Source organism: Pseudomonas sp. S60, from assembly GCF_016647865.1.
In the GTDB taxonomy this organism is placed as follows: Bacteria; Pseudomonadota; Gammaproteobacteria; order Pseudomonadales; family Pseudomonadaceae; genus Aquipseudomonas; species Aquipseudomonas parafulva.
This window is the reverse complement of the sequence record NZ_JACVVH010000015.1, coordinates 38669-61205: the sequence shown is the minus strand read 5'-3', so window position 1 is coordinate 61205 and position 22537 is coordinate 38669. Positions and strand designations below refer to the sequence as shown.

At 64.3% G+C, this 22537-nt stretch carries 19 protein-coding genes and 1 pseudogene; 18 read left to right on the top strand and 2 right to left on the bottom strand.

Translation table 11 applies throughout. The features are described from left to right. Positions 1-21: 21 nt before the first annotated feature. The 15 genes and pseudogenes from paaG (at position 22) to IAE33_RS09680 (ending at position 15145) form a co-directional block, all read left to right on the top strand. Positions 22-813, top strand: a complete 792-nt coding sequence (gene paaG, locus IAE33_RS09750) for a 2-(1,2-epoxy-1,2-dihydrophenyl)acetyl-CoA isomerase PaaG (RefSeq protein ID WP_201163341.1) — start codon at positions 22-24, stop codon at positions 811-813. Between the two features lies 1 nt (position 814). Further along, positions 815-2332, top strand: coding sequence for a 3-hydroxyacyl-CoA dehydrogenase PaaH (gene paaH / locus IAE33_RS09745; RefSeq protein WP_201163340.1), 1518 nt, complete (start codon positions 815-817; stop codon positions 2330-2332). Continuing rightward, a complete protein-coding gene (gene paaI, locus IAE33_RS09740) occupies positions 2325-2765 on the top strand; it encodes a hydroxyphenylacetyl-CoA thioesterase PaaI (protein ID WP_201163339.1) in 441 nt (146 codons plus the stop codon). Before paaH ends, paaI begins: the two co-directional genes overlap by 8 nt. Further along, a complete protein-coding gene (gene pcaF / locus IAE33_RS09735) occupies positions 2758-3978 on the top strand; it encodes a 3-oxoadipyl-CoA thiolase (protein ID WP_201163338.1) in 1221 nt (406 codons plus the stop codon). The genes paaI and pcaF overlap by 8 nt, the downstream gene beginning before the upstream one ends. A gap of 120 nt (positions 3979-4098) precedes the next feature. Continuing rightward, positions 4099-5418, top strand: coding sequence for a phenylacetate--CoA ligase PaaK (paaK, locus tag IAE33_RS09730; RefSeq protein WP_201163381.1), 1320 nt, complete (start codon positions 4099-4101; stop codon positions 5416-5418). A 189-nt stretch (positions 5419-5607) separates the two neighbouring features. Further along, the gene (gene paaA / locus IAE33_RS09725) at positions 5608-6597 is read left to right on the top strand and encodes a 1,2-phenylacetyl-CoA epoxidase subunit PaaA (protein ID WP_201163337.1); all 990 of its coding nucleotides are present in this window, start codon (positions 5608-5610) and stop codon (positions 6595-6597) included. A 25-nt stretch (positions 6598-6622) separates the two neighbouring features. After that, positions 6623-6904, top strand: a complete 282-nt coding sequence (gene paaB, locus IAE33_RS09720) for a 1,2-phenylacetyl-CoA epoxidase subunit PaaB (RefSeq protein ID WP_028633994.1) — start codon at positions 6623-6625, stop codon at positions 6902-6904. An 8-nt stretch (positions 6905-6912) separates the two neighbouring features. Beyond that, on the top strand, positions 6913-7671 hold the full coding sequence (gene paaC, locus IAE33_RS09715; protein WP_201163336.1) for a 1,2-phenylacetyl-CoA epoxidase subunit PaaC: 759 nt from the start codon (positions 6913-6915) through the stop codon (positions 7669-7671). Beyond that, a complete protein-coding gene (paaD, locus tag IAE33_RS09710) occupies positions 7658-8191 on the top strand; it encodes a 1,2-phenylacetyl-CoA epoxidase subunit PaaD (RefSeq protein ID WP_201163335.1) in 534 nt (177 codons plus the stop codon). Before paaC ends, paaD begins: the two co-directional genes overlap by 14 nt. A gap of 15 nt (positions 8192-8206) precedes the next feature. Next, on the top strand, positions 8207-9283 hold the full coding sequence (gene paaE, locus IAE33_RS09705; protein ID WP_201163334.1) for a 1,2-phenylacetyl-CoA epoxidase subunit PaaE: 1077 nt from the start codon (positions 8207-8209) through the stop codon (positions 9281-9283). Between the two features lie 173 nt (positions 9284-9456). Continuing rightward, positions 9457-9765: a DUF485 domain-containing protein gene (locus IAE33_RS09700; protein ID WP_028633998.1), complete on the top strand. Its 309-nt coding sequence runs from the start codon at positions 9457-9459 to the stop codon at positions 9763-9765. After that, positions 9756-11324: pseudogene (locus tag IAE33_RS09695) on the top strand (cation acetate symporter); the annotation flags it as partial. The gene IAE33_RS09700 and the pseudogene IAE33_RS09695, both read left to right, overlap by 10 nt. A 39-nt stretch (positions 11325-11363) precedes the next feature. Further along, positions 11364-12596 carry an OprD family porin gene (locus tag IAE33_RS09690; RefSeq protein ID WP_201163332.1) on the top strand — a complete coding sequence of 411 codons (1233 nt, stop codon included), beginning with the start codon at positions 11364-11366 and terminating at the stop codon, positions 12594-12596. A gap of 35 nt (positions 12597-12631) precedes the next feature. After that, positions 12632-14686, top strand: a complete 2055-nt coding sequence (gene paaZ, locus IAE33_RS09685; protein WP_201163331.1) for a phenylacetic acid degradation bifunctional protein PaaZ — start codon at positions 12632-12634, stop codon at positions 14684-14686. Positions 14687-14845: 159 nt separating this feature from the next. Further along, entirely contained in the window at positions 14846-15145 is a 300-nt protein-coding gene (locus IAE33_RS09680) for a hypothetical protein (protein ID WP_201163330.1), read from the top strand. A gap of 19 nt (positions 15146-15164) precedes the next feature. Here IAE33_RS09680 and IAE33_RS09675 read toward each other — a convergent pair whose 3' ends face one another. Then, positions 15165-16787: an ATP-binding response regulator gene (locus IAE33_RS09675; RefSeq protein ID WP_201163329.1), complete on the bottom strand. Its 1623-nt coding sequence runs from the start codon at positions 16785-16787 to the stop codon at positions 15165-15167. Positions 16788-16900: 113 nt separating this feature from the next. On the opposite strand from IAE33_RS09675, the gene IAE33_RS09670 reads away from it, so the two are divergent. Continuing rightward, positions 16901-17515, top strand: a complete 615-nt coding sequence (locus tag IAE33_RS09670; RefSeq protein WP_201163328.1) for a LuxR C-terminal-related transcriptional regulator — start codon at positions 16901-16903, stop codon at positions 17513-17515. 148 nt (positions 17516-17663) lie between these two features. Then, positions 17664-17834, top strand: a complete 171-nt coding sequence (locus IAE33_RS09665) for a hypothetical protein (protein WP_154660081.1) — start codon at positions 17664-17666, stop codon at positions 17832-17834. Between the two features lie 22 nt (positions 17835-17856). Here the strand turns inward: IAE33_RS09665 and IAE33_RS09660 are convergent, their stop codons facing one another. Beyond that, positions 17857-18126, bottom strand: coding sequence for a DUF6555 family protein (locus IAE33_RS09660; protein ID WP_028634005.1), 270 nt, complete (start codon positions 18124-18126; stop codon positions 17857-17859). 248 nt (positions 18127-18374) lie between these two features. Between IAE33_RS09660 and IAE33_RS09655 the strand changes: the two genes are divergently transcribed. Beyond that, entirely contained in the window at positions 18375-22514 is a 4140-nt protein-coding gene (locus IAE33_RS09655; RefSeq protein ID WP_201163327.1) for a CheR family methyltransferase, read from the top strand. Positions 22515-22537: the final 23 nt, after the last annotated feature.

Below are 22537 nucleotides of genomic sequence, written 5' to 3'. Positions count from 1 at the left end.
CACCGACGGAGCGAGTCTGTCATGCCTTTCCAGCACATCGTGTTTGCCATTGAGGACGGCGTAGCCCTTCTCTCCTTCAACCGCCCAGAGCAGCTCAACAGTTTCAACACGGCCATGCACCTGGAAGTGCGCGAAGCGCTCAAACAGGTGCGCCACAGCAGCGAGGCCCGCGTGTTGCTGCTGACTGGCGAAGGCCGCGCGTTCTGCGCGGGCCAGGACCTGTCCGACCGTAACGTGGCACCAGGGGCCGACATGCCTGACCTGGGTGAGTCCATCGACAGGTTCTACAACCCGTTGGTGCGCACCCTGCGCGACCTGCCCATGCCGGTCGTGTGCGCCGTTAACGGTGTCGCCGCCGGGGCTGGAGCCAATATCCCGCTGGCGTGCGACCTGGTACTGGCAGCCCGCTCAGCCAGTTTCATCCAAGCCTTCTGCAAGATCGGCCTGGTGCCAGACTCGGGCGGCACCTGGCTGCTGCCGCGGCTAGTCGGCATGGCACGGGCCAAGGCCCTGGCCATGCTGGGCGAACGCCTTGGCGCAGAGCAGGCCGAGCAGTGGGGCTTGATCCACCGCGTAGTGGACGACGCCGCGCTGCGTGACGAAGCGCTGGCCCTCGCCCGCCAGCTGGCCACCCAGCCCACCTACGGTCTGGCCCTGATCAAGCGCGGGCTCAATGCCAGTTTCGACAACGGGTTCGACGACCAGCTGCAGCTGGAGCGTGACCTGCAGCGCCTGGCCGGCCGCAGCGACGACTACCGTGAAGGGGTGAACGCGTTCATGAACAAACGCACCCCCGCGTTCAAGGGGCGCTGACATGAGCGTACTTTCTCGTGAAACCTACGTCGCCGTCATCGGTGCCGGGGCCATGGGCGCCGGCATCGCGCAGGTCGCGGCCCAGGCAGGCCACCCTGTGATGCTTTACGACACCCGCCCCGGCGCCGCAGCCGAGGGGCGGGCCGGTATCGACCGGCAATTGTCACGGCTGGTGGAAAAGGGCAAGTTGCAAGCGGCTGAGCGCGCCGCCATCTGCAACCGGTTGCACCCCGTCGACAGCCTGGAAGCGCTGGCCGATGCCGGCCTGGTGATCGAAGCGATCGTCGAGGACCTGCAGGTCAAGCAGGCCTTGTTCCAGCAGCTGGAGTCGGTGTGCCGCAGCGACTGCATTCTCGCCAGCAATACCTCCTCCCTGTCCATCACCCGCCTGGCCTCCGGGCTGCAGCGCCCTGAGCAAGTGGTGGGCATGCACTTCTTCAACCCAGCCCCGCTGATGGCCCTGGTAGAGGTCGTTTCCGGCCTGGCTACCGCCCCGGATGTCGCCGCTGTCGTGCATGCCACGGCTCAAGCCTGGGGCAAACGCCCGGTGTATGCGCGCTCCACGCCAGGCTTCATCGTCAACCGGGTAGCACGGCCTTTTTATGCCGAAAGCCTGCGCCTGCTGCAGGAAGGTGCGGCCGACTGCGCCAGCCTCGATGCGGTGTTGCGCGAGGCCGGTGGCTTTCGCATGGGCGCCTTTGAACTCACCGACCTGATTGGGCATGACGTCAACTACGCCGTGACGTGCTCAGTGTTCGAGGCCTTCTATGGCGACCCTCGCTTTCAGCCATCCTTGGCGCAAAAAGAACTGGTGGATGCGGGCCGCCTGGGGCGCAAGAGCGGGCATGGCTTTTACAGCTACCACGAACAGGCCGAACGCCCCCAGCCCGCAGAACTGTGTAGCGATACGCCTGTGGACGCCTGCACCCTGGAAGGCCCCGCGGGCATCCTGCAGCCATTGATTGACCGCTTGCGCGCCGGTGGCGTAGCCGTCAACGGCCGCGCTGGCAGCGGCGTACTTCGGGTGGGCGATGCGACCCTGGCACTGTCCGACGGGCGCCTGGCCAGCCAGCGCGCGCAAGAGGATGGCCTGCCGAACCTGGTATTGCTCGATCTTGCCTTCGACTATGCCACCGCCACCCGCCTTGCCATCAGCTGGTCGGGCGACACGTCTACCCAGGCGCTGGAGCAGGCCGTGGCATTGCTGCAGCGTGCGGGTTTGCGCGCGACGCCGGTGGCCGACCTGCCTGGCCTGGTGGTGCTGCGCACCGTTGCCATGCTGGCCAATGAAGCGGCCGATGCCGTGTTGCAAGGTGTTGGAACAGCAGCGGACATCGACCTGGCCATGCGCGCAGGCGTCAACTACCCGTGCGGGCCACTGGCATGGGCGTCGGCCATTGGCCTGGCCAACACCCTGCGGGTGCTCGAGAACCTGCAGCATGCCTATGGCGAAAGCCGTTACCGGCCCTCGCTGCTGCTGCGCCGTTGCACGGCCGAGGGAGGGTCTCTGCATGACTAATCACGAACTGGCGCAGGCCTGCGCCCAGGCCATGTACGCCCGCGACCCCGCCAGTCAGGGCCTGGGCATGCGCCTTGAAGCCGTTGCCCCCGGGCGTGTCACCGTCAGCATGGCGGTGCGGGCCGACATGATTCAGGGCCACGGCACCTGCCACGGTGGCTTTCTGTTCGCCCTGGCGGACTCGGCGTTCGCGTTCGCCTGCAACAGCCATGACCAGGCCACCGTGGCCTTGGGCTGCAGCATTGACTACCTGGCACCTGCGCTGCGCGATGACGTGCTCACCGCCAGCGCCGAGGAAGTCAGCCGCAAGGGCCGCACGGGCCTGTACCACGTGCGCATAAGTAACCAGCACGGAGCGCTGGTGGCGATGTTCCATGGCAAATCCTACAAAGTGCGCGGCACCGTGCTGGCGCAGGAGAGCGAAGATGAATGAACACATGCCCGGCGATGCCTTGATCATCGACGCCATCCGCACCCCCATCGGCCGCTACGGCGGGGCCCTGAGCGGGATCAGGGCCGATGACCTTGCCGCCATACCACTCAAGGCCCTGATGCAGCGGCACCCGGGGCTGGACTGGCAGGCCGTCGACGATGTCATCCTTGGCTGCGCCAACCAGGCCGGCGAGGACAACCGCAACGTGGCGCACATGGCCAGCCTGCTGGCTGGCCTGCCGGTCGACGTGCCGGGCACTACGCTGAACCGGCTGTGCGGCTCGGGCCTGGATGCCATTGGCAACGCTGCCCGCGCTTTGCGCTGCGCAGAGGCCGGGCTGATGCTGGCAGGCGGTGTGGAGTCCATGTCGCGTGCGCCGTTCGTGATGGGTAAAGCCGAGCAAGCCTTTGGGCGTACAGCCGAACTGTACGACACCACCATCGGCTGGCGCTTCGTCAACCCGGCGCTCAAGCAGGTATACGGCACCGACTCGATGCCGGAGACCGCCGAGAACGTAGCCGAGCAGTACGGCATTTCCCGCGCCGACCAGGATGCCTTCGCCCTGCGCAGCCAGCAAAAAGCCGCCGCCGCCCAGGCCCGCGGGCGCCTGGCACAGGAAATCGTGCCGGTCGAGGTTGCCCGGCGCAAAGGCCCGGCCGTGGTGGTGGAGCATGACGAACACGTGCGTGCTGAAACCACGCTCGAGCAGCTTGCTCGCCTTGGTACGCCGTTTCGCGAAGGCGGCACCGTCACGGCGGGCAATGCCTCGGGGGTCAACGACGGCGCCTGCGCGCTGCTGCTGGCCAGCCCCTCGGCGGCGCGCCGTCATGGGCTGAAGGCCCGTGGCCGCATCGTCGGCATGGCTGTCGCCGGCGTCGAGCCCAGGCTGATGGGCATCGGCCCGGTGCCCGCAACCCGCAAGGTGCTCGAACTGACCGGCCTGGCACTGGCAAGCATGGACGTCATCGAGCTCAACGAAGCGTTCGCCGCGCAGGGGCTGGCCGTGCTGCGCGAACTGGGCGTGGCAGACGACGACCCACGGGTCAACCGCAACGGCGGCGCCATCGCCCTCGGGCATCCATTGGGCATGAGCGGTGCGCGGCTGGTGACCACGGCCCTGCACGAGCTAGAAGAAACCGCCGGGCGCTATGCCCTGTGCACCATGTGCATCGGGGTGGGCCAAGGCATCGCGATGATCATCGAGCGCCTCTGAGCGCCCTGCGTCATCGCCGTGTTACCTAGCGGCGCGCAGCCCTATATGCTGCGTTTATTGCACTCACCGCCCAGTGCCCTGACCGAGGCTGCGGCGTACAACAACAATTCGAGTGAAACCATGAACATGTACCATGATGCCGATCGTGCCCTGCTGGACCCGCTGGAAACCGCCAGTGTCGATGCCCTGCGCCAGCACCAGCTGACGCAGTTGCGCTGGAGCCTGAAGCACGCCTACGACAATGTCCCGTTGTACCGTCAGCGCTTTACCGAATGCGGTGCTCACCCCGATGACCTGCGTTGCCTGGAAGACCTGGCGAAGTTCCCCTTCACCGGCAAAAGCGACCTGCGTGACAACTACCCCTACGGTATGTTCGCCGTGCCCCAGGAAGAGGTGGTGCGCCTGCATGCCTCCAGCGGCACCACCGGCAAGCCTACGGTGGTGGGCTACACCCAGAACGACATCGACACCTGGGCCAACGTGGTGGCCCGCTCCATCCGCGCCGCGGGTGGGCGCAAGGGTGACAAGGTTCATGTGTCCTACGGTTACGGCCTGTTCACCGGCGGGCTCGGCGCCCACTACGGGGCCGAGCGCCTGGGCTGCACGGTGATCCCCATGTCGGGCGGGCAAACCGAGAAACAGGTACAGCTGATTCGCGACTTCCAGCCCGACATCATCATGGTCACGCCGTCCTACATGCTCAACCTGGCCGACGAGATCGAGCGCCAGGGCATCGACCCGCACGCCCTGAAGCTGCGCCTGGGCATTTTCGGCGCCGAGCCATGGACCGACGAACTGCGCCGGTCCATTGAACAGCGCCTGGGCATCCAGGCGCTGGACATCTATGGCCTCTCCGAAATCATGGGCCCCGGGGTGGCGATGGAATGCATCGAGACCAAAGATGGCCCGACCATTTGGGAAGACCACTTCTACCCCGAGATCATCGACCCGGTCACCGGTGCAGTGCTGCCTGACGGGCAGTTGGGCGAGCTGGTGTTCACCTCGCTGAGCAAGGAAGCCCTGCCCATGGTGCGCTACCGCACCCGCGACCTCACCCGGCTGCTACCCGGCACTGCCAGGCCGATGCGGCGCATCGGCAAGATCACCGGCCGCAGCGACGACATGCTCATCATCCGTGGGGTGAACGTATTCCCCACGCAGATCGAAGAGCAGGTGCTGAAAATAAAACAGCTTTCAGAGATGTATGAAATACACCTGTATCGCAATGGCAACCTGGACAGTGTCGAGGTGCACGTTGAGCTGCGCGCAGAATGCCAGCACCTCGACGACAGCCAGCGCGCGTTGCTCACGGCCGAACTGGCGCGGCAGGTCAAGACCTACATCGGCATCAGCACCCAGGTGCGGTTGCAGCCATGCGGCACGCTCAAGCGTTCAGAAGGCAAGGCTTGCCACGTTTTTGACAAGCGGCTTGCCAGCTGACTAATCCAGCGGCCCCCGAGCCCCGGCCTGTTCGGGGCTTTTTTTTGCACGTCGTGCCCCCGGTGGGGCGGGCTTGCCCGCGAAAAGACCTGAACCGATACAAAAATCTCATTCGATACAGCATAAACTGTTTGACGATGTATTATGTATCGCCTACAAATGACGCATGCCCCAGCAGGAGTCGCTCCCATGTACGCACAGCTAGTGGAAACCGGCGTCAAGCACGTCAAGGCCCTGGAAGAAATGTCCCCAGAAGAGCGGCATTTCCAGGAAAAGATCGACGCTGAAATCAAGATCGAGGCCAAGAACTGGATGCCCGAGGCCTACCGCCAAACGCTCATCCGGCAGATCTCGCAGCACGCCCACTCAGAAATCGTCGGCATGCTCCCCGAAGGCAACTGGGTCACCCGCGCCCCCAGCCTCAAACGCAAGCTGCAACTGATGGCCAAGATCCAGGACGAAGCCGGCCACGGGCTCTACCTGTATAGCGCCATGGAAACCCTGGGGGCCGACCGCGATGATGAAATCGCCAAGCTCCACAGCGGCAAGGCCAAATACTCCAGCATCTTCAACTACCCCACCCTCAGCTGGGCCGACATGGGCGCTGTGGGCTGGTTGGTGGACGGCGCTGCCATCGTCAACCAGGTGGTGCTGCAACGCACCTCCTATGGCCCCTACGCCCGGGCCATGGTGCGCATCTGCAAGGAAGAAAGCTTTCACCAGCGCCAGGGCTACGAAATCCTCCTGACCATGATGCGCCAGGGCACCCAGGCTCAAAGGGACATGGTGCAGGACGCCATCAACCGCCTGTGGTGGCCGGCCCTGATGATGTTCGGCCCAAGCGACGAGCATTCGCCCAACAGCGCCCAGTCCATGGCCTGGAAAATCAAACGCCAGACCAACGACGAGCTGCGCCAGCGCTTCATCGACCAGACCGTGCCGCAACTCGAACTGCTGGGCTGCACTGCCCCGGACCCGCACCTGAAATGGAACGCCGAGCGCGGCCATTACGACTTTGGCGACATCCAGTGGGACGAATTCTACGAGGTGATCAAGGGCAATGGCCCTTGCAACCAGGAACGTGTGGGCACCCGGCGCCAAGCCATCGAAGGCGGCGCCTGGGTACGCGAGGCCGCGGTGGCCTATGCGCGCAAGCAGCAGAACAAGAACGCCGCCTGAGCGGCGAATGATGCGGAGATCGAAAATGTCTGTCTGGACCCTCTACGAAGTGTTCGTGCGCAGCAAGCACGGGCTGAACCACAAGCATGTGGGCAGCGTGCACGCCGCCGATGCGGCCATGGCCATGGAAAACGCCCGCGAGCTGTACACCCGTCGCAGTGAAGGCGTCAGCCTGTGGGTAGTGCCTTCGGCTTTGATCACTGCCTCTGCGGCGGATGAAAAGGACCCGCTGTTTGCCCCCGCCGATGACAAGGTGTACCGCCATGCCAGCTTCTATGAGCTGCCCGATGAAGTGGGGCACATGTGAGGTCGGCCATGCATACACAACCCCTGATTCCCTACTTGCTGCTGCTGGGCGACAGTGCCCTGGTGCATGGCCAACGGCTGTGCGAATGGTGCGGGCGGGCACCGGCCATCGAGGAAGAACTCGCGCTGATGAATGTCGGCCTCGACCTGGTGGGCCAGGCCCGCAACTGGCTGGACTACGCCGCCGAGCTGCTGGGCGACGGTCGCGATGCCGATGACCTGGCCATGCGCCGCGACGAGCGCGCATACCGCAACCTGCTGTTGGTCGAGCAGCCCAATGGTGACTTCGCCGTCACCATGACCCGGCAGTTTTTTTACGACGCCTGGCACCATGCCGTGCTGCAGGGCCTGGCGGGTTCCAGCGACGCACGTGTCGCCGGTATCGCGGCGAAGGCACTGAAAGAGGCGACCTACCACCTGCGCCGTTCCAGTGAATGGGTGCAGCGCCTGGGCGGCGGCACCGATGAAAGCCGCCGGCGCATGCTGGCCGCCATCACGCTGCTGTGGCGCTTCACCGTCGAATTGACCGCAGGCAGTGATGACGAAGTGCAGCTTGCCGAAGCGGGCGTGGCCGCAGACCCGGTCGCCGTGGCAGATGCCTGGCGCGAGCAGGTGGCCGCCACCTTCGCCGCCGTGGAGCTGCCCGTGCCCCAGCCTGCCAGCCATTTTTACCTGGATGGGCGCAAGGGCCTGCACACCGAGCACCTGGGCCTGTTGCTGGCCGAGATGCAGTTCCTGCCGAGGGCCTACCCCGATGCAACCTGGTGAGCTGATAGCCGGTGACCGCGGCGCCCGGGCCCTGCGCGAGGGCGACCTGGCCCGTGCCTGGGGCGTACTGGCCCAGGTCATGGACCCGGAGGTACCGGTTGTCAGCGTGGTGGACCTGGGCGTGGTGCGGGATGTGGCCTGGCGTGACGGGCACCTGCACCTGGTCGTGACCCCCACCTACTCCGGCTGCCCGGCCACCGAAGTGATCGAAGGCGATATCCGCCAGGCACTGGAGCAGGCCGGGTTTAGTGCGCCTGCGCTGGAGCGGCGCCTGACCCCGGCCTGGACCAGCGACTGGATCAGCGAGCTGGGCCGCCAGCGCCTGCACGCCTACGGCATTGCCCCGCCCGAAGGCAGCACCAGCAAGGCCAGTTTGTTGGGCAAGCCGCCCGAGGTGCGCTGCCCGCAATGCGGCAGCGCCCATACCGAGCTGCTCAGCCAGTTCGGTTCCACGGCCTGCAAGGCGCTGTATCGCTGCCGCGCGTGCCTGGAGCCGTTCGACTATTTCAAATGCATTTGAGCCGTGGAGAGCACCATGAGCCAGTTTCACAGCCTGACCGTCAAGCAAGTGCGCAACGAGACCCGCGATGCGGTGTCCATCGTCTTCGACGTGCCCGAGCATCTGCAGGCGCAGTTTCGCTTCACCCAAGGTCAGTACCTGGTCATGCGTACGCAGTTGGATGACCAAGAGGTGCGCCGTTCCTATTCCATCTGCAGCGCTGTGCAGGACGGCGAGTTGCGGGTTGCGGTCAAGCGCGTGCCGGGCGGGCGCTTTTCGGCGTTTGCCAATGAAGTGCTTCAGCCCGGCCAGCAACTGGACGTAATGCCGCCCGCCGGCAGCTTCTTCGTGTTGCTGGACCCAGCCCGCCACGCTCAGTACCTGGGTGTGGCGGCCGGCAGCGGCATCACGCCGTTGCTGTCCATCATCGCCACCACCCTGGCTACCGAGCCCCACAGCCGCTTCACCTTGCTGTACGGCAACCGCGCCAGCGCCAGTGCACTGTTTCGCGACAAGCTCGAAGACCTGAAAAACCAGTACCTCGACCGCCTCAACCTGATCTTCGTGTTCAGCCGCGAGCAGCAGGACGTGGACCTGTACAACGGCCGGATCGACGCAGACAAGTGCGGCCAGTTGTTTACCCGCTGGCTGGATGTGACGGCCCTGGACGCCGCGTTCATCTGCGGGCCACAGGCCATGACCGAGACGGTGCGGGCCAGCCTGCAGGCCAATGGCATGGCCAAGGATCGCATCCACTTCGAACTGTTCGCCGCTGAAGGCAGCCACGCCCGCCGCCAGGCGCGGGCGGCGGCCCGCCAGGTGGACGCTGCCGTCAGCCATATCACCGTGATCAGCGATGGCCGGGCGCTGGCCTTCGACTTGCCGCGCAACACCCAGAGCGTGCTGGATGCAGGCAATGCCATGGGTGCCGAGTTGCCGTATTCGTGCAAGGCCGGGGTGTGTTCCACCTGCAAGTGCCGCGTGGTCGAGGGCGAGGTGGAGATGGACAGCAACCATGCCCTGGAAGATTACGAAGTGGCCGCCGGGTATGTGCTTTCGTGCCAGACGTACCCGGTGAGCGACAAGGTAGTCCTCGATTTCGACCAGCTTTAAAACCGCGCCGCCTGCTTCGCGGGTAAACCCGCTCCCACAGATAAGGCGCTTGTGCAAACCCCTGTAGGAGCGGCGGTGCGGCAATCCGATTTACCCGCGAAGAGGCCCTGAGCAACACCGCAACACCTGCGTGACCTCAACAAAACAATTACAAAACCAAGAGATCGCTTGCCATGACCCCCGAGCACATAGAAAGCATCACCAATCACCCCGATTTCCAGCACCTGGTGCGGCGTAAGCGCCGCCTCAATGGCAGCCTGACCCTGACCATGCTGGTGATCTACTACGGCTTCGTGCTGCTGGTGGCCTTCTCCCCCAGCACCCTGGGCCAGTCACTCAGTGGTGGCGTAACCACCGTCGGCATGCTGGTTGGGGTGCTCATGGTGCTGTTGTCCTTCGCCCTTACCGGCATTTATGTGCACCGCGCCAACCATGTGCTCGACCCGCTCAACGACAAGGTCCGCCAGGAGTGCGCACAATGAACTGGACAGCCATTTCGATGTTCATGGTGTTCGTCTGCTTCACCCTGCTGGTGACCCGCTGGGCTGCCCTGCGCACCCGCTCGGCCAGCGACTTCTACACTGCTGGCGGCGGCCTGACCGGCATGCAGAACGGCCTGGCCATCGCCGGGGACATGATCAGCGCAGCCTCGTTCCTGGGCATCTCGGCCATGATGTTCATGAACGGCTACGACGGGCTGCTGTACGCCCTGGGTGTGCTGGCAGGCTGGCCGATCATCCTGTTTCTGATCGCCGAACGGCTGCGCAACCTGGGCAAGTACACCTTTGCCGATGTGGTGAGCTACCGCCTGGCACAAACCCCCGTGCGCCTGACCTCCGCTTTCGGCACCCTGGTGGTGGCGCTGATGTACCTGGTGGCGCAGATGGTGGGGGCCGGCAAGCTGATCGAGTTGCTGTTCGGCATCAGCTACCTGTACGCGGTCATGCTGGTGGGTGTGCTGATGGTCGCCTATGTCACGTTTGGTGGCATGCTGGCCACCACCTGGGTGCAGATCATCAAGGCGGTGATGCTGCTCTCGGGCACCAGCTTCATGGCATTCATGGTGCTCAAACACTTCGGTTTCAGCACTGAGGCCATGTTCGCCAGTGCCGTGGCCGTGCACGCCAAGGGCCAGGCGATCATGGCGCCCGGGGGGTTGCTGTCCAACCCGATCGACGCCATTTCCCTGGGGCTGGGCATGATGTTCGGCACGGCCGGGCTGCCGCACATCCTCATGCGCTTCTTCACCGTCAGCGATGCCAAGGAAGCGCGCAAGAGCGTGTTCTACGCCACCGGCTTCATCGGCTACTTCTACCTGTTGCTGATCGTGATCGGCTTCGGCGCCATCGTCATGGTCGGTACAGAGCCTGCCTACCGTGATGCCGCTGGGGCCATCATCGGCGGCGGCAACATGGTGGCCGTCCACCTGGCCCAGGCCGTAGGCGGCAACCTGTTCCTGGGCTTCATCTCCGCCGTGGCCTTTGCCACCATCCTGGCGGTGGTGGCCGGCCTGGCCTTGTCGGGCGCTTCTGCCGTGTCCCACGACCTGTATGCGTGCGTGGTTCGCCAGGGCAAGGCCACCGAGCAGGAAGAAATGCGCGTGTCGCGCATCGCCACGCTGATGATCGGCCTGCTCGCCGTCATCCTGGGCCTGCTGTTCGAATCGCAGAACATCGCCTTCCTTTCCGGGCTGGTACTGGCCGTGGCCGCCTCGGTCAACTTCCCGGTGCTGCTGCTTTCGATGTTCTGGAAAGGCCTCACCACCCGCGGTGCGGTGTGCGGCAGCATGGCCGGGCTGGTGTCGGCGGTACTGCTGGTGGTGCTGGGCCCTGCGGTGTGGGTGAACGTACTGCACCACGAGCAGCCGTTGTTCCCCTACAGCAACCCGGCGTTGTTTTCCATGAGCCTGGCGTTTCTGGGGGCCTGGGCATTCTCGGTAACTGACTCCTCCGAGCGTGCACGCGAGGAGCGCGGCCGCTACCTGGCCCAGTTCATCCGCTCCATGACCGGCATCGGCGCTGCCGGCGCCAGCAAGCATTGACAGCCAAGGCCTACCACCATGTCGGATAAAACAACAACAATGACCCGTACCCCTTTCATGTCAGCAGCGTGCCTGGCCACCCTCGCCCTGCCCTTGCCGGCCTTTGCCGACTTCATCGGCGACAGCCATGCGCGGCTTGAACTGCGCAACCACTACATCAACCGCGACTTCAGGCAGGCCAACGCGCCCCAGGCCAAGGCCGAAGAATGGGCACAGGGTTTTACCGCCCGTGTGGAGTCGGGCTTCACCGAAGGCCCGATCGGGTTTGGCGTCGATGCCATGGGCCAGCTGGGCCTCAAGCTGGACAGCAGCCGCGATCGGCGTAACACCGGCCTGCTGCCCTTTGGCCCGCGCAGCCATGAACCGGTGGATGACTACAGCGAACTGGGCCTGACCGCAAAAGCCCGGGTGTCGAAAAGCACCCTGCGCCTGGGCACGCTGCAGCCGATATTGCCGGTGGTGGTGTTCAACGACACGCGGCTGCTGGCCTCCACCTTCCAGGGCGGCTTGCTCACCAGCCAGGAGCTGGACGGCCTGACCATAAATGCGGGCCGGCTGACCAAGGCCAACCTGCGCGATTCTTCAGGCCGCGATGATATCGGCTACGGCGCCGCCAGCAGCGACCACCTCGACCTGGCGGGCGGCAGCTATGCCCTCACCCCGCAGACCAGCGTCAGCTACTACTACGCCAAACTGCAGGACATCTACCGCCAGCAGTTCATCGGCCTGGTCGACACTCGCCCCTTGGGCGAAGGGCTGAGCCTGCGCAGCGACCTGCGCTATTTCGACAGCCGCAGCGATGGCGCACAGCGTGCGGGCGAGATCGACAACCGCAACTTCAACGCCATGTTCACCCTGGGGGTACGTGCCCACAAGTTCACTGCCACCTGGCAACAGATGTCGGGGGGCAGCGCCTTCCCGTTCGTCAATGGCGGCGACCCGTTCACCGTGAACCTGGTCACCTACAACACCTTCACCCGCGCCGGGCTGGACTCCTGGCAACTGCGCTACGACTACGATTTCGTCGCGCTGGGCATCCCCGGTCTGAGTTTCATGACCCGCTACACCGATGGCCGCGGTGCACACACCGCCACCATCAGCAACGGCCGTGAGCGTGAGCGCGACACGGACCTCACCTATGTGATCCAGAGTGGCCCGTTCAAGGACGTGAGCCTGCGCTGGCGCAACGTCACCTTCCGCTCCGGCAACGGGCAGACCAATGCCGTTGACGAGAACCGCCTGATCATCGGCTACACCCTGGCGCTGTGGTAAGCGCGCCCCCTCACTTGACTCGCCTGGAGAAACGCATGTCTGCCGCCCCTACCCTGCAAAGCTTCATCGCCGGCCGCTGGCTGGGCCAACACGGTGCCCAGGCCCTGCGCAGCGCCCTTGACGGGCACATACTCGCCTACAGCCATGAAGAACGCCCCGACTTCGCCGAGGCTGTGGACTTCGCCCGCCAACGCGGTCTGCCCAGCCTGATGGGCATGGACTTCCAGCAGCGCGCTGCACGCCTCAAAGCCATCGCACTGTACCTGGCCGAGCGCAAGGAACAGCTGTATGCCCTGTCTCACCACAGCGGCGCCACCCGCGCCGACAGCTGGATCGACATAGAAGGTGGTAATGCCACGCTGTTTTCCTATGCCGGTATCGGCAGCCGGGAGTTGCCGTCCGGCAATGTGCTGCACGAGGGCCCGGCCATGGCACTGGGCAAGCTCGGGCACTTCGCCGGCACCCATATCCTGGTGCCGCTTGCGGGTGTGGCGGTGCACATCAACGCCTTCAACTTCCCTATCTGGGGCCTGCTGGAAAAGTTCGCGCCCACCTTCCTGGCTGGCATGCCGTGCATCGTCAAGCCAGCCACCTCGACCAGCTACCTGACCGAAGCGGTGGTCCGCCTGATGCAGGCCTCCGGCCTTCTGCCCGAAGGCAGCCTGCAACTGGTGATCGGCAGCACCGGCGACCTGCTCGATCGCCTGCAAGAGCAGGACGTGGTGACGTTCACCGGCTCCGCAGACACCGCCGCCAAGCTGCGCGTCACCCCTAACCTCATACGCCACTCGGTACCGTTCACCGCCGAGGCCGATTCGCTCAACTGCGCCATTCTTGGGCCCGACGTCAGCCCGGACAGCGAGGCATTCGAGCTGTACATCAAGGAGGTGGTGCGCGAAATGACCACCAAGGCCGGCCAGAAATGCACCGCTATCCGCCGCGCCATCGTGCCGGCCAGGCATATCGACGCCGTTGCCACGCGCCTGCGTGAGCGCCTGGCCAAGGTGGTGGTCGGTGACCCTTCGGTGGAGGGCGTGCGCATGGGCGCCCTGGCGTCTCATGACCAGCAGCGCGATGTGGCCGAGCGTGTGCGCAGCCTGTTGCACAGTTGCGATCAGCTGTTCGGGGCCAGCGACGGGTTCGCCCCCCGCGGCGAAGGCGTTGCCGAAGGCGCATTCTTCGCGCCGACCTTGCTCCAGGCCCGCGACCCCCATGCAGAAGGCGGCGCCCACGACATCGAGGCCTTCGGCCCGGTGAGCACGCTGATGGCCTACCACGACCTGGACGAAGCCCTGGCCCTCGCGGCCCGTGGCAAGGGCAGCCTGGTGGCCACCCTGGTGACCAGCGACCGCGCAGTGGCAGCCAAGGCGGTTCCCGTCGCAGCCGCCTGGCATGGCCGGCTGCTGGTGCTGGACAGCGAAGCGGCCAAGGAATCCACCGGCCACGGCTCGCCACTGCCGCAACTCAAGCATGGCGGGCCTGGGCGCGCCGGTGGCGGTGAAGAACTGGGCGGCCTGCGCGCGGTCAAGCATTACCTGCAACGCGCCGCCGTGCAGGGCTCACCGAGCATGCTCAGCGCAGTCACCGGAGAGTATGTGCGTGGCGGCAAAGTGATCGAAACAGAGGTGCACCCTTTCCGCCGCTATTTCGAACAGCTGCAAATCGGTGAGTCGCTACTGACCCACCGGCGCACGGTCACCGAAGCCGACCTGGTCAACTTCGGTTGCCTGTCGGGCGATCATTTCTACATGCATTTCGACGAGATTGCCGCCAAGGCCTCGCAGTTTGGCAAGCGCATTGCTCATGGCTATTTCGTGTTGTCGGCCGCCGCCGGGCTGTTCGTCTCCCCTGGAGAAGGGCCCGTGCTGGCCAACTATGGCCTGGACACCCTGCGCTTCATCAACCCGGTAGGCATCGGCGATACCATCCAGGCGCGCCTGACCTGCAAGCGCAAGATCGACCAGGGCAAGGCCAGCCCGCTGGGCCAACCCCAGGGGGTGGTGGCCTGGGATGTGGAGGTGACTAACCAGCTGGGGGAAGTGGTTGCCAGTTATGACATCCTGACGCTGGTGCTCAAGCAGCCTGTATAGGCGGCGGCGGCCATCGTGGCGCCGAGCCGTGCGCCGCGGCGGCTGCACAAGCGATTCAGCAAGGTGGTGGCCTTTGGCTATGTAGTACATCCGTCCTAATCGCCCCCCCTGACTCGTGGGTTTATAGTCCGGGGATAACACCGCCAAGGAAGCTTCTTCATGACCCCCTTCAAACTGCTTATCAGTGCTGCCGTCCTGGTCGGCGTGGCCGGCTGCCAGACCGTCAAGCCTTCTGACGAAACCCTCAAGCAACGTACCGAACTGGTGCTGAACACCAAGGTTTCCCGGATCGCGGACGTGCGCAACGACAGCACCATTACCTATTACACGGCAGCCACTGGCAAAGGACGATTCGAATGTCAGATCCCGAGCGGCGCCCTGGTGGCGGTGGCGGGGATGGGTATCTACCAACCGTCACCCAGCTGCGTGAAGGAAGGCGAAACCCCGAGGCTGCAGTAGCAGCTGATACAGCGCTGGTTTAACCGACCGGCGCCGCCGAACCTTCGCGCAACGTGCGCAGGGCGGCCCGCAGCTCGGCTGGGCGCACGGGTTTGGACAATACCGCGATGTCGCGACCCTGCACCACTGCCTGGATTCTGTCCGGGTCATGGCCGGTCATGATCAGCGCTGGCACTGCCCACCCCCGCTGCGCCCGCAACCGTTCAATGCAATCCACACCGGTCGCCTCTTGTCCCAGGTCATAGTCCGCCACGATCACGTCGCAGTCACGGTTGGTGACCTGCGCCGAACTGTGCGCAGCCACCTCGCACCCCCAGCGCTGCAGCAGCCCGGTGGTCGCGCGCAACACGTTATGGTCATCCTCGATCAGGCACACCCGCAAGCCGCTCAGCATGCCGGGCGCTGCCAGTGCCTGTTCGGTAACGGCCTTTTGGGTTTGCGCAGCCAGGCGCGGCAAGCCTTGCAGTGCCATTGTGGTGCCATGCCCCGGCCGCGAGCGCAATTGCACGTGCAAACCCATCAACCGGCCCAGCCTGCGCACAATCGACAGGCCCAGCCCCACGCCTTCGATGTCCTTGTCACGCACCTGCCGTACCCGATAGAACTCTTCGAACACCAGCGCCTGGTGCGCCGGGTCGATACCCCTGCCCTGGTCGCAGATGACAATGGCCAGCCCGTTACCACAGCGCCTTACGGCAATCAGCAGTGGGCGTTGCGCGGCGTACTTGAAGCTGTTGGACAGCACGTTCTGCACCATGGTGGCCAGCATGCCGCGGTCAGCCCGTGTCCAGTGGGTGCAGGGGCGCAGGCGCATGTCCACGCCGGCCCACCGGGCTGCTTCGGCGTTCTGGCGCAACAGCTCGGCCAGAAATTCGCCCAGCGCAAAGGTCTCGTAGCGAGGCTGCACACGGCCGTTGTCCAGGGTGTACAGGTCCAGAATCGAACGGAACAGCTGCGACACGTTCAACAGCGAGCGGTCGATGCTGTCCACCAAGCTGCGCTCTTCTTCCCCCAGCCGTGCCTCGCGCAGGCACGCCGTGAACAGGCTGATGGAGTGAATCGGCTGGCGCAGGTCATGGCTGGCCTGGGCCAGAAAACGCGATTTTTCGCGGTTGGCCGCCGCCGCCTGCTCCGACGCCTTGCGGGTGCGCTCCAGCAGCAAGTGGGCGTAGCCGGGTATCACCGTGCTGGTGACCAGCAGCATCAGCACCATGAACGGGTTGGCCTGCCAGTACGGGGTAATCTGGTACACGGCCAGCAGCGCCACCAGCGCAAGGCCAGTGGCAATCGCCAGGTAGCGCGAGCCAAAGCGCATGCCGTTGCCCAGGTTCACCCACACCATCACTGCATACAGCGGCAATGCGGGCTCGCCGCCTACCACAAGGCCAAAGCAGGTGCCGGTGTAGTCATGCACCATGCCCAGCACCCGCCGCCAGGGGTAGTGGCCGGGCCAGCGGGCGATGGCCTGGCGCAAAGCCACCGACACCAACAGAAAAATGAAAATGTAGCAGCTTACGATGAGATGGACGCCAGGCGTGCTGCCGGGCAGAAACACCAGCAGGCTGACGTACACCAGTGCACAACTGCCCACCACCAGGCGCAGGTTGGCTTGGTCCAGTTCGTTGTTCTTGTCCAGTTCCATGGGCATTGTCCTTTTCGTGCGGCTACTTCGTGCGGGCGCGAGCAGGCCCTTCGGGGAGGGCATGCTAAGTTAACATGGTTGGATCCAACCGCGGCCATAGGGAGTTGCCAGGCGTGAAGTGTCGCATCATTGTGGCGGATGACCATCCGCTGTTCAGGGAAGCCATGGTGCGCACCGTGCAGCGCGTGCTGCCGGGTGCTTGCGTGGAAGAAGCAGGGAGGCTGGACGAGGTGATCGCCCTGGCCGTGGTCGGGGACGTGCCAGACACGCTGATACTGGACCTGCGTTTCCCTGGTTTGGCAGACGTCGCCAGCCTGGCGCAGCTGCGCCGGCAGTGGCAGCGCACTACGTTGATCATCGTGTCCATGGTCGATGACCCGGTGATCATCGAGCAGGTCATGGCCACGGGCGTGGACGGGTTTATTGGCAAGAGCCTGGGCGCTGATGAAATCGGGGCGGCCATCCTGGCCATTCGCCAGGGCGATGTGCTGGTTCGGTACCTGCCTTCAGGGTTCCTGCCCAGCCTCGACGCCGAGCAGGGGGTGGAGCAGCTCACCCAGCGTCAGCAGGAAGTGCTGCAACTCATTGCCCAAGGCAAGACCAACAAGGAAATCGCCAAGGAATTGGACATCTCGCCGTTTACCGTGCGCATCCATGTGTCATCACTGTTGAAAGCGTTGAACGTCAGCTCCCGCACCGCGGCCGCAGTCAAGTACACCGGCAGTTGAACCGTTGGTCCGGGTTGAGCCAACTGACGGGGACCTCTCACACGTTAAGCGCTTCTCACACTATGAGAGGTCATCGGTGGCTTGGCCTCTCACTCCTGTGTTGGCCCGCCCATAGGCGGGCCCTTTTACCCGGACGGAGGGCGCAAACATGAGCACCAGGCACTGGATGGGTGGCGGTAACGTGCAGGATGATTGGCCGGAACTCGAACCAGACCGGCGTAACGACCGGGTGGATGACCCTGACACAGACCCTGGCATAGCAGATGACGAGCAAAACCGGCCAGCCGTGCCTGCCAGTGATCCCGAGTCAGGGGCCTGACAGGGCGTTATCAACTGTGGTTTCAGGCAGTGGTCGCCGGGTCTTCAACTGACTGGTTGGGCTTGCTGCCTGAAATACGCCAGCTCACGTCGGTAACACCGTACCGTTCAGCCATTGGCCGGCTGACCTTGCGGATTTTCTCGCGCCCGAATTTCGGGATGATGCCAATGCCGGCATCACAGCTCGCCCAGTGCCACGCCTCTGCATTGTCCATGCGCTCCAGGCGGATGATGAAACTGCGCAGCTCCCCGTGAAGCTTGTAGTCGATGATGTACAGCTGGGGACTAGGCATCGCTCGACCCTCCTCTTTTCCATGGATGACTCAAGGATGGAGTGCTGGGGTGGGCCAAAAATTCCATCGGATGTGAGGCCTGGGCAGCACAGTGGACCCGGCGCTCCATGGCGCCAAAAACTTGCGGGCCAACCATTGGCGTAAAATCAGAGCGCTCGCGAATCCTCAGGTGCAGTGCCTATAATGGCCGCCTTCCTGCCCGGCGATGCGTCGATGGGCTGTCTGTCAGGTCTGTACAAGGCACCGCCATGAAGTCGACCGCTAACCAGCCCGCCGCGCCCCACCCGTCGAATCTCAGCCCCAGCCACCTGGACTTCCCCGTGGTCGGCATCGGCGCCTCGGCGGGTGGCATGGAGGCCATCTGCACCCTGTTCCGGCAAATGCCGGCAGACTCCGGCATGGCTTTTGTCATCGTGCTGCACCTGTCGCCCGACCATCAAAGCGTCGCCGACCGCATCATCCAGGAAACCACCAGCATGCCCGTGCGCCAAGTCACCGAGCCGGTGCCTATCGAGCGCAACCACGTCTACGTCATTTCGCCTGCCAATCGGCTCTCGACCAACGACGGTTACCTGCGTGTGGCACCGGCCAACCGGCGCCGCGGCGATCACGTGGCGATCGACCTGTTTTTCCGTGACCTGGCCGACGTGCACAAGGACCATGCGTTCTGCGTCGTGTTGTCCGGTACCGGTGCGGACGGCGCGGTGGGCCTCTCGCGTATCAAGGAGCAAGGCGGCGTGACCCTGGTGCAGAGCCCGGACGATGCGCAATACGACAGCATGCCCCGGGCCGCCATCGAGACTGGCCTGGTGGATGTGGTGCTGCCGGCTGCGGAACTGGCGCAGAAGCTCATGGAACTGTGGCACAACGCCTGCCAGGTGAAGCTGCCTCGCATTGACGACGACACGCTGCCACCTGCCTTGGGTACTCGGGCAGGCGACCCGCAAGCCTCCGAGCCCCTGCTTGAGGAAATACTGCTGCAACTGCGCAGCGTCACCGGCCACGACTTCCAGCATTACAAACGCGCGACCGTGCTGCGCCGTATCGAACGGCGCCTGCACGTCACCGGTCAGCCCGACCTGGCCGCGTACCTGCATTACCTTGAAGAACACCAGGACGAGTCGGCAGCCCTGCTCGCCGACATGCTGATTGGCGTTACCAATTTCTTCCGCGACCGGGAAGCCTTCGAGGCCCTGGAGCGGCACGTGTTGCCACAGCTGGTCAGCGAACCGGACCCCTGCGAAGGTGCAGGCGAGATTCGCATCTGGTCTGCCGGCTGCTCCACCGGCGAAGAAGCGTACAGCCTGGCCATCCTTGCCTGCGAGCAACTTGCCGTGGAACAGCGCGCCAGCCAGGTGCAGGTGTTCGCCACCGACCTGGACGAACGGGCCATCGTCAATGCCCGCCAGGGGTCGTACCCGGAATCGATCGTGACCGACGTGCCGCCTTCCCGGCTACGCCAGTTCTTCGTCAGGGAAGACCAGCACTACCACGTGCGCAAGGAAATCCGCGAGAAGGTACTGTTTGCGCGGCACAACCTGCTATCTGACCCACCGTTCTCGCAGTTGAACCTGATCGTCTGCCGCAACCTGCTCATCTACCTCGACCGGGAGATCCAGAAGGACATCCTCCGGATGTTCCATTTTGCCCTGCGCCCGGGCGGCTTCCTGTTTCTGGGCACATCCGAGTCCGCCGAGCTCGCCAGTGAGCTGTTTGCCGTGGTCGACAAACGCAACCGTATTTACCGCGCGCGCGAAGTCAACCATGGCAACCCGCGTTCCGGGCGCCAGTTGACGGGGGCCGACCTGCCCAACCTGCAGGTGCGTATTCCAGGCAAGGCAAAAGCAGCACGCAAGCCTGATTTCGCCGAAGTCCACCATCGGGCGTTGGCGCGATGCACCCCACCCAGCCTCATCATCGACGGCGAAGGCACCATCCTGCACCTGAGTGAAGGGGTTGGCCGCTACATGCAGCTAGGTGGCGGCGAGCTGAGCCGTAACCTGCTCAACCTGGTGTTGCCCAGCTTGCGCCTGGCCCTGCGCAGTTCGTTATTCCAGGCACGCCAGGGTAGCGAAGCCGTCACTTCCCGGCCGGTTGACCTGGGCGAAGGTGAACAGCGCTCCCAGGTGGAAATAACGGTTCAGCCCCACAAGGATGAGTTCAGCACCGGCGAGTACCTGCTGGTGGTGTTCGACGAGCGCGCGCCAGACCTGTCGCTACCGCTGCCGGGCGCCATCCGCCAAACCGACAGCATGGTTCTGAACAACCTTGAGCGCGAGCTGCAACGCACGCGCCTGCAATTGCAGGAAACCATTGAGCAGTCGGAAGTTTCCAGCGAAGAGCTGACCGCTTCCAACGAAGAGATGCAGGCGATCAACGAAGAGCTGCGCTCGGCCAGCGAAGAGCTGGAAACCAGCAAGGAAGAGCTGCAGTCCATCAACGAAGAACTGCTGACGGTCAATTACGAGCTGAAGAACAAGGTCGAGGAAACCGACAAGGTCAACGACTACCTGAGTAACCTGATCGCCAGTACCGATATCGCCACGGTGTTTGTCGACCGCAACCTGCACATCCGCTGGTTCACCCCCCGCGCTACCGACCTGTTCAATATGCTGCCGGTGGACACTGGCCGCTCCCTGCTCGACATCACCCACCGGCTGGACTACCCCGCCCTGGGGGATGATGCCCGGGCCGTGGTCAAAGGCGAGCACATCATCGAGCGGGAAATTGGCGGCAAGGACCAGCACTGGTACCTGGCGCGGTTGCTGCCCTACCGGTCCAGCGAAAAGAAGATCGACGGCGCGGTACTCACCTTCATCGACATCAGCAAGAGCCGCGCCGCCGAAGAGCGCGTACGCCTGGGCGAAGAGCGCATGCGGGTGGTGGCCGAAAGCACCCATGAATTTGCCATCATTCTGTTGGACGAACAGGGCCTGATCACCGACTGGAACACCGGTGCCACGCTGATTTTCGGCCACAGCAAGGCCGAGGTGATGGGCCAGCACTATCAGCTCATCTTCACTGAAGAAGACTGCCAGCACGGTGTGCCCGAACACGAACTGCACGCCGCCCGGGTGAATGGCCGGGGCCAGGACGAGCGTTGGCATGTGCGCAAGGACGGCAGCCGCTTCTTCTCCAGCGGTGAAATCTCGCGCCTCAAAGGCAGCTCCTTGCGCGGCTTCGTCAAGATCGCCCGCGATCTCACCGGCCTCAAACGCCTGCACGACGAGCAGAGCAAGCAGTTGGCCGAATCGCAGAGCAACAGCCACCTGAAGGACGAGTTCTTCGCCATCATGTCGCACGAGCTCAAGCACCCGCTCAACCTCATCCAGCTCAACGCCGAGATCCTTCGGCGCTTGCCATCTGTGGTGCACATGGGCGCTGCGAGCAAGGCGGTGGCGACCATACGTGATGCGGTCACCAGCCAGGCACGTATCATCGATGACCTGCTGGATGTGGCGCGCATTCGCACCGGCAAGCTCAAACTCAAGACCGAGCCCGTGGATGTGTCGGCCATCGTGCAAGGCATCCACGCCGTGGTGGTGAGTGAGCAGCCGGCCTCAGGCGTACTGCTGGAGCTGCCAGCCGACGGTTTGCCGCTGTATATCGACGGCGACAACACCCGCCTGGAACAGGTGATCTGGAACCTGTTGAACAACGCCATCAAGTTCAGCCCGCCCGGCAGCCCGATCCGCCTGGCGCTGAGCCACGACGAGGCGAAGGTGTCGCTGCGCGTCGTCGACCAGGGCATCGGCCTCACGCCAGATAGCCTGGAGCACATCTTTGACCTGTTCAGCCAGGCTGTGCCCCAAGGGGGGCACCCGGCCCGCGAGGGCCTGGGCATCGGGCTGTCGCTGGTGCGGCAACTGGTCGAAGCCCACGGCGGCACTGTGCATGCGCAGTCGGCTGGCATCGGCCAGGGGTGCACCTTTACCGTTACCCTGCCCTTGGCGCACGCCGGCCAAGCCACACCGGTGGCACCCAGCGACCCCGACACCGATGGCCGGCTGACCGGCATCCATGTGTTGCTGGTGGACGATTCGCCGGAGGTGCTGGATGTAATGCAGCAGTTGCTGGAAATGGAATGCGCCCGGGTGAGTGCCTTCACTGACCCGCAGCAGGCCCTGGCGGCCGCGCAAACGGGGAATTACGACATGATCCTGTCCGATATCGGTATGCCGGTGATGGATGGCCATGCACTGATTCGGGCACTCCGTGCGCTGGACCATCTCAAGCATGTGCCGGCAATTGCCCTGACGGGCTACGGGGCCAGCGCCGACCAGCACAAGTCCCGGCAATCCGGGTTCGACCGCCACCTGAACAAGCCGGTTGGCTACGACGAATTGGTAGAGGCTATCGAAAACTTGCACGGATCGGTGCCGTACTGACCGTTCGTCGGGATTGACGTGCC